The organism is Mesorhizobium quangtriensis (genome assembly GCF_040081925.1).
Classification (GTDB): domain Bacteria; phylum Pseudomonadota; class Alphaproteobacteria; order Rhizobiales; family Rhizobiaceae; genus Mesorhizobium_K; species Mesorhizobium_K quangtriensis.
The window spans coordinates 901,415-915,855 of record NZ_JBEBMF010000001.1 but is presented as its reverse complement, the minus strand read 5'-3'; the positions used below and the strand labels follow the sequence as shown (position 1 = coordinate 915,855).

The following is a 14,441-nucleotide window of genomic DNA, read 5'->3' as shown; positions in this document are numbered from 1 at the left end:
CCCTACGCCTATACTCGCGGCGCTGACCGTTTTACGCTATGGTCCGGTACCTCCACGGAGGAGCCGCAGCGTGACGATGGACCGTATGGAGCGCAAGCTGGCGGCAATTCTTGCCGCCGACGTTGCCGGCTACAGCCGCCTCATGGAGAGCGACGAAGAGGGGACGCTGGACCGGCTGCTGTCCTGCCGCCGCGATATCCTGGAACCGGCCATCGCCGCCAACAGGGGCCGGATCGTCAAGACAACAGGCGACGGCCTGCTCGCCGAATTTGCGAGCGCGGTGGACGCTGTCCGATCCGCCGCTGCGATCCAGAGCGCCATTGCCAGGCGCGACCCCGATCTTCCCGACGATCGACGCATCGCATTGCGCATAGGCATCAATGTCGGCGACATCGTCGAACAGGACGGCGATATTTTCGGTGACGGCGTGAACGTCGCCGCCAGGCTGGAAGGTCTCGCCCAACCCGGTGGCATCTGTGTTTCCGCGCGTGTCCACGAGGATGTGATGGGCAAGGTCGACCTCGCCTTCGACGATATCGGCGACCAGACGCTGAAGAACATTGCGCGCCCTGTGCGCGCCTTCCACCTGCGCCTCGGGCAGTCCGGCGCAGATGATGCCGCGCCACGTCTTTCCTCTCCCGGCAAGCCTTCGATCGCGGTCCTCCCCTTCCAGAACATGAGCGGCGCGTCCGACCAGGACTATTTCGGCGACGGCATTGCCGAGGATATCATCACCGCGTTGTCCAAGCTGCGCGGCTTCTTCGTCATCGCGCGCAATTCGAGCTTCGGATACAAGGGCAAGGCACCGGACGTCCGCACCGTCGCACGCGAACTCGGCGTGCGCTACGTGCTGGAAGGCAGCGTGCGCAAGGCAGGCGATCAGTTGCGCGTCACCGGCCAGCTCGTCGACGCCACCACAGGCAATCACATCTGGGCCGAGCGCTACGACCGTCCCGCGTCGGAGATATTCTCCGTGCAGGATGAAATAACGGCGAGCGTGGTCGCTGCGATCGAACCGCAGCTCTATGCGGCGGAAGAGCTTCGACTGCAGAGCAAGCCGCCCGAAAGCCTCGATGCCTGGGGCTGCGTCGTGCGCGCCATGCCCTACATCTGGACCTGGGTCGTGCAGGACGACGATACGGGCCTGACACTGCTCAAGCGGGCAATCGAACTGGACCCCGGCTACGCCCGCGCCCGCAGCCTGCTCGCCTGGGGTCTCGCCACGCGAGTCGTTCTCGGCAACATCGATTTCGAACGCGGGATATCCGAGAGCCTGACGCTGGCGCAACGCGCGATAGAACTCGATCCCGACGATCCATGGGGCCACGCCGCCGCAGGTTATGTCTATACTTTTTCGAGGAAGTTCGGTCCGGCCGTCGAGGAGCTTACGGAGGCACTGCACCGCAATCCTAATTTCGCCTTCGCCCGCATGATCCTCGGCGTCGCATATGGCTATGGCGGCCTCGCCGAAGAGGGGATCGCCCAAGTTGCGATGGCCACTCGGCTCAGCCCGCGCGACTACGGCCAGGCCGCCAACCTGTCGGTCGAAGGACTATGTCACTTTGTTGCGGGCCGCTACGCAGAAGCCGTCAGCTTCGAGCGGCGCGCGGTCCAGATGCGCAACAATTTCGGCACAGCCTGGCGCACCCTGACAGCGTCTGCGGGCATGGCCGGAGACCTCGACCTGGCACGCGCCGGCCTGGCCGAGTGTAAGCGCCTGCAACCCGGCCTCAGTCTCGACTGGGTCGAAAAATACCATCCCCTGATGCGCCTTGAGGACCGGGGCCGTTATATCGAAGGCCTGCGCCGCGCTGGATTGTAGCTCGTTCGGTCGCTCTTGACGTATCGTAACGCAATCCTCCGGCTCCGTCCGGCTCGAGACCCCCTTTTACCTTTGTAATCGAATATGACGCATGGCATGGAAACCATTGCGCCGTCAGGCGTTATTGTGAGCGGGCAGCGCTGCGGCGTGGCCAGGCTGGGACATAAGATGCACACCGACGCGAATATCGCCGCCATCCTCACACAGATGTTCGAGCAGGCGCCAACCTTCATGGCGTTGCTGCGCGGGCCGGATCACCGCTTCGATCTGGCCAATCCCAGCTATCTGCGGCTGGTGGGCAACCGCGACATCATCGGCCGCACCGTCGCCGAGGCCCTTCCAGAAGCTGCGGCACAGGGTTTTGTCAAAATCCTCGACGATGTCTATCGGACCGGAAAGGCATATACCGCCACCGGCGCGCGTTTTGCCATGCAATCCTCGCCGGATTCGCCTGTAGAGGAACGATATCTCGACTTTGTCTATCAGCCGCTGCGCGGGTCGGACGGCAGCATGACCGGCATCTTCGTCGAGGGCGCGGACGTCTCCGACCGCTACTCGGCCGAACAGTCGCAGCGCGACAGCGAGGCGCTTTACAAGGGGCTCTTCGACGCCATCGACGAAGGCTTCTGCATCATCGAGTTCTTCGACGGCCCGCATGGCCCCGACAGCGACTATATCCACGTCCAGGCCAACGAAGCCTACGCCCGGCACGCAGGCATCCCCAACGTCGTCGGCCAGAAGCTGCGCGAGATGGTGCCGGACGAGGCCGATGCGTGGGTGGCGCGTTACGGCGCGGTGCTACGCACCGGCGAGCCGATCCGCTTTCAGCAGGAGCTTGTCGCGACGGGTCGCTTCCTCGAACTCGCGGCGGTGCGGATCGAGCCGCCTAACCGCAAACAGGTCGCGGTTCTTTTCCAGGACATTACCGCGCGCCGTCAGGCCGAGATCGCACTCGCCGAACTCAACGCCACGCTCGAGCAGCAGGTTCAGGAGCGCACCGACGCTCTCATGGCCACGGAAGAGGCGTTGCGGCAGAGCCAGAAGATGGAAGCCGTCGGCCAGTTGACCGGCGGGCTGGCGCACGATTTCAACAATATCCTCGCCGGCATCACCGGTAGCCTCGAGATGATTTCGGCCCGCCTTGCGCAGGGGCGCACAGGCGAACTCGACCGCTACATCACTGGAGCGCTCGGCGCCGCGCGACGCGCCGCCAACCTGACCCAGCGCCTGCTCGCCTTCTCGCGGCGCCAGACGCTGGACCCCAAACCGACCAACATCAACATACTGGTTTCCGGCATGCTCGATCTCGTATCGAGAAGTGTGGGGCCCGGCATAGAGGTCGAGACCGTCTATGCAGCGGGCCTCTGGACGACGAATGTCGATGCTGGACAGCTCGAGAACGCGCTCCTCAATCTCTGTATCAATGCGCGTGATGCCATGCCCGATGGCGGCAAGCTGACCATCGAAACCTCGAACCGGTGGATAGACGAGCATGCGGCGCGGCCGCGCGGCCTGGAGCCGGGGCAGTACATCTCGCTCTGCGTCTCCGATACAGGCACGGGCATGCCGCCGGAAATCATGGCCCGCGCCTTCGACCCCTTCTTCACGACAAAGCCGATCGGCCAAGGCACGGGTCTTGGCCTGTCGATGGTCTACGGCTTCGCCGGCCAGTCGGGCGGAGCCGCCCGCATCTATTCAGAAACCGGCAAGGGGACGATGATCTGCATCTATCTGCCGCGCTATCAGGGTGAGGTATCCGACGATATGCAAAACCATACAGACCACCACGAACCTCCGCGCGCGGAAGGCGGCGAAACCGTGCTTCTCGTCGATGACGAGCCGCTGATCCGAATGCTCGCCGCCGAACAGCTCGAGGAACTCGGCTACACCGTGATCGAGGCCGGGGACGGTCCATCGGCGCTGAAAATCCTGAATTCGCAGCGACCGATCAGCCTGCTGATCACCGATGTCGGCCTGCCGGGAGGTATGAACGGACGCCAGGTGGCCGACGCTGCGCGCGTCAGTCGACCGGGGATGGAAGTGCTCTTCGTAACCGGCTATGCAGAGAACGCCGTGCTGAGCCACGGCCATCTCGACGCCGGCATGCATGTCATCACCAAGCCGTTCCAGATGGATGTCTTTGCTCGTCGGGTGAAGGAACTGATCGCCAAAGGCAGCAACAAGGACTGATCAACACCGAGGGGGCTTATGCGCATCGGATTCCTTGTTGCTTTCGTCGCCTCGGCAACCGCCTCGCCGGCGCTGGCGGATGGTTTCCGTACGCCGTCCGACAACATCCACTGCATGGCGGATGTCTGGGACGGTACGGCAGAGCTGCGCTGCGACATCCGCGACAACACCGCCGCCATTCCCAGGCGCCCCGCGGATTGCGATCTCGACTGGGGCAACGCCTTCGCGGTGACCGGCGCCCCCCGTCCCGCGGTGCGCATCTGTGCCGGCGATACCGTGATGAACCCCGACTATCCGGTGCTTTCCTACGGCAGCCAATGGGAACAGCATGGGTTCACGTGTTCCGTGGCAACCGACGGCGTCACCTGCGCCAACCGCCATGGCAACGGCTTCTTCCTGTCGAAGAAAAAGCAGACGCTTCGCTAGACGACGCCTAGCTGACCAGCGAGACATAAGCGCACACGTCGCCCTCGAATGAGGCAAGTGCGGCAAACCACGATTTACGTAGCCATGTTCCCTGCTACTAGAAGCGCAGAGGGAGCTTTCTTGAAACGCATCGAGCAGAAGCGCAGAGGCACAGTCATCGCGTTCGTCGCGACCCTCTTGCTTTTCATGCAGGCGCTGGCCGGCGCCTACGCGACCGGAGCGGCCGCCGCCTCGCCGATGCTCGACGCCTTCGGCAATCCGCTTTGCATGCCTGGCATGGAGCAGTCCGGCGGCGATGCGGACGGTTCCGGCCACAAGACGCTCCCCGACTGCTGCACGGTTTCCTGCAGCATGTTTCTGTCCACGGTTTCCGACGACCGCCCCACGCACTCGCTGTCAAACCCGCTTTCGACTTCCGTGGCGCGCACATGTTCTGTGTTGGACGCGCATTCGCCGGCCTTTGCTCTCGAACGACGTTCCGGACGTCCGCGCGCGCCGCCTCAGTTGATCTGATTTCGCGCCGCGTCGCGGCGACCTAACCGGAGCCGCACCTTTCGGCTTTCAATCCACCCGCTGCCGCAAGGCATGCAAGGGGACAATCCATGTCTGTTTTTCATCGCGCGAGCACGCCCGAAGCCGCTCACTCGCTTATGCCCATAGCTCTCTGCATCAATTCCGTTCCCCCGGGAGCAAACCCATGAGCGACATCACTCTCGGAGCCGAAGCCCGGCAGGCGGACGCCAGCGTCAACAAATTCTACTTCATCGCCTGGCGTTGGCACTTCTATGCCGGGCTCTACGTCATCCCCTTCCTTGTCATGCTGGCGACGACCGGTCTGATCATGCTCTGGATTTCCTGGAGCGCCGGCATCGACAGCGGGCGAACCATGGTGACGCCGCAGAGCGGCATCCTTTCGCCAAGCGCCCTGCAGGCCGCAGCGGAAGCATCCGTGCCAGGCGGCAAGGCCGTCCAGTACATCGAGCCAGTCGCCCTGGACCGCGCCGCCATCCTCGTCGTCGCCGCAGGTGACGACAAGACTGGCGTCGCGGTCGATCCATACACAGGCGCCGTCCTCAAAACGTTCGCCTGGCGCGCAGGCTGGTACGAGTTCGTCAATAAGATCCACGGCACGCTGCTGCTCGGCAGCTTCGGCGACCGCATGATCGAGATCGCGGCCAGCCTCGCCATCATCATGGTTGTGACCGGCCTCTATCTGCATTGGCCGCGAAACGGTGGAGGCTGGCGAAACGTCCTGGTTCCAAGGCTTGCAGCGCGTGGCCGGGCGTTCTGGAAATCCCTGCACGGTGTACTCGGCTTCTGGATATCGCTGTTCCTCGTCGTCTTCCTGATTTCAGGCCTCAGCTGGGCGGGTATTTGGGGCGAGAGGATCGTGCAGGCGTGGAACACGTTCCCGGCCGAGAAATTCGGGGCGCCGCTCTCTGACGCCACCCACGCCAGCATGAACCATGACGGGCATCACGAAGTGCCTTGGGGCGTCGAGCAGACGCCGCTTCCGGAGTCCGGCTCTCTCGCGGGTGTTGATGCGATCGAGGGAGACGTTTCTCTCGACAGCGTCGCGGCCTTCGCCCGGAGCCTCGGTTTCGTCGGTCGCTTCCAGATAAACCTGCCTGCCGACGAAACCGGCGTCTGGACCATAAGCCACGACAGCATGTCGAATGACGGGCCGAATCCCTCGGCCGACCGAACGATCCATATCGACCGGTACTCAGGCAATGTGCTGGCCGACGTGCGTTACGCAGACTATTCGCCCTACGCAAAGGCAATGGCCTGGGGCATAGCCTTCCACGAAGGCGACCTCGGTGTCTGGAACCTCGTCTTCAACACACTTTTCTGCCTGTCGGTCATCACCGTGTCGGTGTCCGGGCTGGTGATGTGGTGGAAGCGCAGGCCGGAAACCGCATCTCGTCTCGGAGCCCCGCCAAGGCCCCGCGACCTGCCTTTCTGGAAAGGGGCGGCGCTCGTCGTCCTGCTTCTTGGCGTCGTCTTCCCACTGGCCGGCGCAGCCATTCTCGTCGTACTGCTTCTCGACGCAACCTTCCTGCGCGTCACGCCGGGCCTGAAGCGCGCCTTGTCGTGAAATTGTTGCGGCGCGGGAGCGCTCCTTCCGCGCCGCAGTTCAGCCCGACTTGTTGTTACCGTAAATTACCTTACAATCCTGGCTACCGTTACGTAAGATTTCCTTCGCGGCACCGGACGAGGGCCCACGGCAGCCCAAAGGGACCGACGACTGGGCGGAACCGGGAGGTAAACTCATGAATAGAAAACGTTGGCTGGCCAGGGCATCCGTCCTGACGCTCGCTCTGCTGGGCGGCGCGACGACAGCGGTGGCGCAGCAGGTGACGGGAACCCTGGGATCGCCCGGCGCCACGACGACCATAGACGGAAAGCAGCTGCCGGCACCAACTCTCCCGTTTGCCGGGACGATCAAGGACGGCGCCTTGCAATCGACGCCGTGGTGGGCGCCAAGAGTGGTGCCGCCGGCCGAAGCACCCAACGTCCTCCTCATCATAACGGATGATGCCGGCTTCGGCGTACCCAGCACCTTCGGCGGCGTGATCCCGACTGAAGCGATGGACAGGGTCGCGGCCAACGGGTTGAGTTACACCAACATACATTCCACCGCGCTTTGCTCCCCCACGCGGGCGGCGCTGATCACCGGTAGAAACCACCATTCTGCCGGGTTCGGCGTGATTTCCGAGCAATCGACCGGCTTCCCCGGCTACAACAGCATTATCGCCCAGGACAAGGCGACGATCGGGCGGATCCTCCTCGACAACGGCTACAGCACCTCCTGGTTCGGCAAGAATCACAACACGCCCGCCTTCGAGGCGAGCCAGTCCGGGCCGTTCGATCAATGGCCGAGCGGCATGGGCTTTGAATATTTCTACGGTTTCGTCGGCGGCGACGCCAACCAGTGGCAGCCGAACCTCTTCCGCAACACAACGCAGATTTACCCATTTGACGGCAAGCCGGGATGGAACCTGGTCACCGGCATGGCGGACGACGCCATCGGCTGGATCAGCAACATGCACCAGATCAACCCGTCCAAGCCGTTCTTCGTGAAGTACGCGCCTGGCGCAACGCACGCGCCGCACCATCCCACCAAGGAGTGGATGGAAAAGATCGAGGCGATGCATCTCTTCGACGATGGCTACGAGGCATTGCGGGAGAAGATCTTCGCGAACCAGAAGAAGATGGGGCTCGTGCCCGAGGACGCCACGCTGTCGCCCTGGCCGGCCGACATGATCAAGCCATGGGATCAGCTCACCGATGTCGAGAAGAAGCTTTTCATCAAGCAGGTGAACACTTTCGCGGCCTATGCGGCCTATTCCGACCATGAGATCGGACGCGTTATCCAGACAGTCGAAGACCTGGGTGAGCTCGACAACACGCTCATCATCTACATCAACGGCGACAACGGAACCAGCGCCGAGGGCGGACCGCTCGGAACGCCGAACGAGGTCGCCTTCTTCAACGGGGTCAACATGATCCCGGCCAAGCAGCAGATGAAGTGGTACGACGTCTGGGGAACCGAGATGACGTACAATCACATGTCGGCGGGCTGGTCCTGGGCCTTCGACACGCCCTTCGACTGGTTCAAGCAGAACGCGTCCAGGCTCGGCGGCATCCGGCAGAACATGGCCGTGTCATGGCCAGCGAAGATCACCGACAAGGGCGGCAGGCGCGATCAGTTCATGCATGTGATCGACGTCGTACCGACGATTCTGGAAGTTGCAGGGATACAGGCCCCCGAAATGGTCGATGGCATCAAGCAGTCACCGATCGAAGGTACGAGCTTCGCCTACACTTTCGACGCGGCGAATGCGAAGGAACCAAGCCACCATAAGACGCAATATTTCGAGATGATGGGCCAGTGGGCGCTCTACGATGAAGGGTGGCTGCTAAGCACGAAGGTCAACCGCGCCCCTTGGGACGCCTTCGGTCCCGCCAATCCTGACCCGCTCAACAATCAGGAGTTCCAGCTCTACAACCTGACCACCGACATGAACCAGACCAAGGACATCGCTGCGGAAAACCCCGATAAGGTTGCCGAGCTCAAGGCCAAGTTCATGGAGGAAGCGAAGAAGTACCAAGTCTTGCCGCTCGATGCGTCGGTCGCCGCGCGCATCGTGGCGCCGCGACCCAACATCACCGCCGGGCGCAGCGAGTTCGTCTACACACGCCCGATGACGGGGCTGCCACAGGGCGACTCGCCCCTGCTGCTCAACACGTCCTACACGGTCACAGCCGAGATAGAAGTGCCAGCGGACAACGCCAACGGCATGATCCTGACCTCCGGCGGACGGTTTGGCGGATATGGATTCTACCTGCTCGACGGCACGCCCGTCTGGGTCTGGAATCTGGCCGATCTCGAACGCCTGAAATGGACGGGCACCGCACCTCTTTCGACGGGCAAGCATGTCATCGAATTTGACTTCAAGTACGATGGCCTCGGACCGGGAACTTTGGCGTTCAACGACTTTTCCGGTGTCGGTCGTGGCGGTGTCGGAACCCTCAAAGTCGATGGCGCCGTGGTGGACACCAAGACCATGGACAAGACGTTGCCGATGATCCTGCAATGGGACGAGGCCTTCGATATCGGCTCGGACACCTTGACCGGCGTCAACGACGCGGACTACCAGCCACCCTTCGCGCTGACAGCCAAGCTCGACAAGCTGACCATCAAGGTTGACCGTCCGCAGTTGTCCGCAGCGGATATCAAGAAGCTTGAGGATGCCCAGCGCAACAACAAGTCGAGCGAGTAGCTCTCGGATCGCCGGGGCAACTTTTTGCCCCGGCCTTCTACCGTCCCAGTCCCTTGAGCCGGTAAAGCGCTTCCAGCGCCTCGCGCGGTGACATCTCGTCCGGGTTGATCCCAGCCAAAGCTTCCGTCACGGGATCGGTCTTGCTCGCCGGCGGCGTCTCGCGACGAATAGCGGCTGAGAACAGCGGCAGGTCGTCCACGAGCTTTTCAGCCTTGCCGGCCGTCTCGCCGCTTTCGAGCTGCGCCAGCACATCCTTCGCGCGCGCCACGACCGCCATCGGCAGGCCGGCGAGCCGCGCGACCTGAACACCGTAAGAGCGGTCGGCCGCGCCCTTCGCCACCTCGTGCAGGAAGACCACGTCGCCTTCCCATTCCTTGACGCGCATGGTGACGTTATGGAGTCGTGACAGCTTGCCAGCGAGCGCGGTCATCTCGTGGAAATGGGTGGCGAAGATGGCGCGGCAGCGGTTCTGCTCGTGCAGATATTCCAGCGATGCCCAGGCGATCGACAGGCCGTCGAAGGTCGAGGTACCGCGTCCGATCTCGTCGAGGATCACCAGCGAACGCTCGCTCGCCTGATTGAGGATCGCCGCCGTCTCCACCATCTCCACCATGAAGGTCGAGCGGCCGCGCGCCAGATCGTCGGACGCGCCGACACGGGAGAACAGCCGGTCCACGACGCCGATATGCGCTGCCCGCGCCGGCACATGGCTTCCCATCTGAGCCATGATCGCGATCAGCGCGTTCTGGCGCAGGAAAGTGGACTTACCGCCCATATTCGGGCCGGTCAGCAGCCAGATCGAGCCGTTTTTCGCGCCGTCTTCCGGCGACAGGTCGCAGTCATTGGCCACGAACGGCGCTTGCGCCTGACGGCGCAGCGACTGTTCGACGACAGGATGGCGTCCGCCTTCAATCGAGAAGGTCAGGCTCCCGTCCACAGTCGGCCGGGCGTAGTCCTCCGCCTGCGCGAGACAGGCGAGCGCCGCCGAGACATCAACCACGGACAGCGCCTCCGCGCCGGCACGGATCGCGTCGGCCGCTGCGACTGCTTCCGCCACCAGCCGCTCGAACGCCGCAAGCTCGATCGAGAGAGCGCGGTCGGCGGCGTTGGCGATCTTGCTTTCCAGCCCGGCGAGCTCCGTCGTGGTGAAGCGCATGGCGTTCGCCATCGTCTGGCGGTGGATGAAGCGGCCTTTCAATTCATCATTGCCATTCATCGCTGCCTGATGGTTCGCCGTCACCTCGATGTAGTATCCGAGCACATTGTTGTGCCGTATCTTCAGCGACCGGATGCCGGTCTCTTCCTGAAGATCGCGCTCCATGCCGAGGATGACGCGCCGCGATTCCGTCGCCAGCCCGCGCGACTCGTCGAGGTCGCGGTCGTAGCCTTCGCGCAGGAAGCCGCCGTCACGTTTCAGGAGCGGCAGTTCGTCGGCCAGCGCTTCCTCAAGATGCCGCGCAAAGTCATTCGGTAGGTCACCAAGTGCCTGCATCGCCGCACCGATCTCTTCCGGCAGCAGCGTACCGGCAACCAGCGCAACGATCTCGCGCGACGCGGCAAAGCCCGAACGCAGCGCGCCGAGGTCGCGCGGCCCGCCCCTGTTGAGCGCAAGCCGCGTCAGCGCGCGCGGCATGTCGGCGACGCTCTTCAGCGAAGCTCGCAGCGCTTCGCAGAGGCGCGTCTCCGCCAGGAAGAAGGACACAGAATCCAGCCGCCGGTTGATCGCTGCCGGATCGGTTAGCGGCGCGGTGAGCCTGTCTGCCAACATGCGTGCGCCACCGCCCGTCACGGTCCTGTCGATCGCGCGGAATAGCGAGCCGTCGCGGCTGCCCGACAACGTGCGCATCAATTCGAGGTTGGCGCGCGTCGCCGGGTCGATGAACAACGTCGCGCCGTTTTCCTCGCGTGTTGGAAAATCGAGCGGCGGGCGTTCGGCAATCTGCGTCTTCTCGACATAGGCGATGACTGCAGAGATCGCCGACAGTTCGGCCCGACTGAAGCTGCCGAAACTGTCCGGCGTCGCGATGTCGTAGAAACGCGCGATCCGCCCCGACGCCGCGCTTGAATCGAAGAGCTGCGCCGGCTGCGGGTTCGCGACGCGGCCGAGCACATCGAACACCGGCCGCAGCTCGTCGTCGTAGAACACCGTGTCGGCGACGATCAGCTCCCGGGGATCGACGCGCAGCACGTCGGACAGCAGCCGCTCCGCATTCGTCTCGGCAACACGGAATGCACCCGTCGAGATTTCGGTCCAAGCCAATGCATAGGAGTTCTCGCCGCCCTTCACGCGCCCCAGCGCCATCAGGAAACTCGATTCCGACGGCGCGAGCAGCTTCTCCTCGGTGATGGTGCCCGGCGTCACGAGGCGCACCACGTCGCGCTTCACCACCGATTTCGAGCCGCGCTTCTTGGCCTCGGCGGGATCCTCGACCTGCTCGCACACGGCGACGCGGAAACCCTGCGCGATCAGCTTCTGCAGATAGTCGTCGGCGGCATGCACCGGCACGCCGCACATCGGGATGTCCTGCCCGAGATGTTTGCCGCGCTTGGTCAGCACGATGCCGAGCGCGCGGCTGGCATGTTCCGCATCCTCGAAGAACAGCTCGTAGAAATCGCCCATGCGGTAGAACAGCAGCGAATCCGGGTTCGCCGCCTTGATCTCCACATACTGCTCCATCATCGGCGTCGCCGCCGGCTGGGCACCTTCGCGCTTTATGGGCGTCTCGTCGTTCACAAATCCGTCCGTGGCGGCAAAAAGCGCCGCAGCCTGCCTGTTTGACCCTTTACGGCGTCCGAGCATAGTCTTAATCCCGAACGCTCCACAAAAACAAAGCGCAGAGCGCACAGCATATCCCTGGGAGGGGACCGCCCGCATGGCCAAGAAACCGGACACCAACGGCCCGTCGGTGAGCGCCGAGGAGGCGCTGCATTTCCACGCCATGGGCCGTCCCGGCAAGCTGGAGATCAACCCCACCAAGCCGATGGCGACACAGCGCGACCTGTCGCTCGCCTATTCGCCCGGCGTCGCCGTTCCCGTGAAGGCCATCGCGGAAGACCCCTCGAAGGCCTTCGACTACACCACGCGCGGCAACATGGTCGCCGTCATCTCCAACGGCACCGCCATCCTCGGCCTCGGCAATCTCGGCGCGCTGGCCTCCAAGCCCGTCATGGAGGGCAAGTCGGTGCTCTTCAAGCGCTTCGCCGACGTCGACAGCATCGACCTCGAGGTCGACACCGAGGACGCCGACGCCTTCATCAACTGCGTGCGCTATCTCGGCCCCTCCTTCGGCGGCATCAACCTGGAGGACATCAAGGCGCCGGAGTGCTTCATCATCGAGCAGCGCCTGCGCGAGCTGATGGACATCCCCGTCTTCCACGACGACCAGCACGGCACCGCCATCATCGCGGCGGCCGGCCTCATCAACGCGCTCCACCTCACCGGCCGCGACATGAAGACGGCGAAGCTCGTCTGCAACGGCGCGGGTGCGGCCGGCATCGCCTGCATCGAGCTCGTCAAGTCGATGGGCTTTTCGCCCGAGAACGTCATCCTGTGCGACACCAAGGGCGTCGTCTACCAGGGCCGCACCGAGGGCATGAACCAGTGGAAGTCGGGCCATGCGGTCAAGACCGACCGCCGCAGCCTCGCCGATGCGCTCGACGGCGCCGACATCGTCTTCGGCCTCTCCGCCAAGGGCGCCTTCACCGACGCCATGATCCGCTCGATGGCGCCGAACCCGATCATCTTCGCCATGGCGAATCCCGACCCCGAGATCACGCCCGAGGAAGTCGCGAAGATCCGCGACGATGCCATCATGGCGACCGGCCGCTCGGACTATCCCAACCAGGTCAACAACGTCCTGGGCTTCCCCTACATCTTCCGCGGCGCGCTCGATGTCCGCGCCACCACCATCAACGACGCGATGAAGGTCGCGGCGGCCGAGGCGCTGGCCGAGCTTGCCCGCCAGGACGTGCCCGACGACGTCGCCGCCGCATACCAGGGCAACCGCCCGAAATTCGGCCCGCAATACATCATCCCCGTGCCCTTCGACCCGCGCCTGATTTCCGCAATACCCATCGCCGTCGCGAAGGCCGCGATGGAAACCGGCGTCGCGCGCAAGCCGATCGCGGATTTCGAGAAATACGCGCTGGAGCTTTCCGCCCGCCGCGACCCGATCGCCTCGACGCTCAGCCGCATCTACGACCGCGTGCGCAGGAAGCCGCAGCGCGTCGTCTTCGCCGAGGGCGAGGAGGAGCAGGTCATGCGCGCCGCCGTCTCCTATGTCGCGCAGAAACTCGGCACGGCCATCCTCGTCGGCCGCGAGGACATCGTGCGCGACAATGCGCGCGCCGCCGGCGTCGATCTCGACCGTCCCGGCATCGAGATCATCAATGCGCGCCTGTCGAAGAAGAACGCGGCCTATGCCGACTTCCTCTACGAGCGGCTGCAGCGCAAGGGCTACCTCTTCCGCGACGCGCAGCGGCTGATCAACAACGACCGCAACCATTTCGCCGCCTGCATGGTGGCGCAGGGCGACGCCGACGCGATGGTCACCGGCATCACCCGCAACTATTCGACCGCGCTCGACGACGTCAGGCGCGTCATCGACGAGCGTCCGGGCCACCGCGTCATCGGCGTCTCGATCGCGCTCTGCCGGGGCCGCACGGTCATCGTCGCCGACACCGCCGTGCACGACATGCCGAATGCGGAGCAGATCGCCGACATCGCCGAGGAGACCGCGGCCTTCGCGCGCCGCATGGGTTATGAACCCCGCGTGGCCATGCTCGCCTACTCCACCTTCGGCCACCCGGCCGGCGAGCGCTCCGAGCGCGTGCAGGAGGCGGTGAAAATCCTCGACAGGCGCCGCGTCGATTTCGAGTATGACGGCGAGATGGCCGCCGACGTCGCGCTCAATCCGGAGGCGATGAAGCGCTATCCCTTCTGCCGGCTGTCAGGCCCGGCCAACGTGCTGGTCATGCCCGCCTTCCATTCGGCCTCGATCTCGACCAAGATGCTGCAGGAACTCGGCGGCTCCACCGTCATCGGCCCGCTCATCGTCGGCCTCAACAAGCCGGTGCAGATCGTCTCGATGAGCGCCAAGGACAGCGACATTGTAAACATGGCCGCGATCGCGGCTTATGCGGCGGGGGTGTGAGGACTACAGGCCTATCCCGTGGCTCTGTGGAAATCTGTGAGTTGCCGTTTGCAGTAACAAAAG

General features: G+C 63.9%; 8 protein-coding genes. 7 read left to right on the top strand and 1 reads right to left on the bottom strand.

From position 1 onward, the window contains the following. The first annotated feature begins 76 nt into the window (after nucleotides 1-76). From ABMA32_RS04570 to ABMA32_RS04545, 6 genes are all read left to right on the top strand, one after another. On the top strand, nucleotides 77-1,822 hold the full coding sequence (locus ABMA32_RS04570) for an adenylate/guanylate cyclase domain-containing protein (protein WP_349013324.1): 1,746 nt from the start codon (nucleotides 77-79) through the stop codon (nucleotides 1,820-1,822). A 168-nt stretch (nucleotides 1,823-1,990) separates the two neighbouring features. Beyond that, on the top strand, nucleotides 1,991-4,012 hold the full coding sequence (locus ABMA32_RS04565; RefSeq protein WP_349012536.1) for an ATP-binding protein: 2,022 nt from the start codon (nucleotides 1,991-1,993) through the stop codon (nucleotides 4,010-4,012). Between the two features lie 18 nt (nucleotides 4,013-4,030). After that, nucleotides 4,031-4,438, top strand: coding sequence for a DUF6636 domain-containing protein (locus tag ABMA32_RS04560; protein WP_349012535.1), 408 nt, complete (start codon nucleotides 4,031-4,033; stop codon nucleotides 4,436-4,438). Between the two features lie 120 nt (nucleotides 4,439-4,558). Further along, a complete protein-coding gene (locus ABMA32_RS04555; RefSeq protein WP_349012534.1) occupies nucleotides 4,559-4,951 on the top strand; it encodes a hypothetical protein in 393 nt (130 codons plus the stop codon). A 184-nt stretch (nucleotides 4,952-5,135) separates the two neighbouring features. Continuing rightward, a complete protein-coding gene (locus ABMA32_RS04550; RefSeq protein WP_349012533.1) occupies nucleotides 5,136-6,536 on the top strand; it encodes a PepSY-associated TM helix domain-containing protein in 1,401 nt (466 codons plus the stop codon). 175 nt (nucleotides 6,537-6,711) lie between these two features. Then, nucleotides 6,712-9,225, top strand: coding sequence for an arylsulfatase (locus ABMA32_RS04545; RefSeq protein ID WP_349012532.1), 2,514 nt, complete (start codon nucleotides 6,712-6,714; stop codon nucleotides 9,223-9,225). A 37-nt stretch (nucleotides 9,226-9,262) separates the two neighbouring features. Here the strand turns inward: ABMA32_RS04545 and mutS are convergent, their stop codons facing one another. Next, nucleotides 9,263-12,025: a DNA mismatch repair protein MutS gene (gene mutS, locus ABMA32_RS04540; protein ID WP_349012531.1), complete on the bottom strand. Its 2,763-nt coding sequence runs from the start codon at nucleotides 12,023-12,025 to the stop codon at nucleotides 9,263-9,265. 73 nt (nucleotides 12,026-12,098) lie between these two features. Here mutS and ABMA32_RS04535 point away from each other — a divergent pair, with 73 nt between their 5' ends. Further along, nucleotides 12,099-14,378 (top strand): NADP-dependent malic enzyme, encoded by a 2,280-nt coding sequence (locus ABMA32_RS04535; protein WP_349012530.1) that lies wholly within the window; start codon nucleotides 12,099-12,101, stop codon nucleotides 14,376-14,378. Nucleotides 14,379-14,441: the final 63 nt, after the last annotated feature.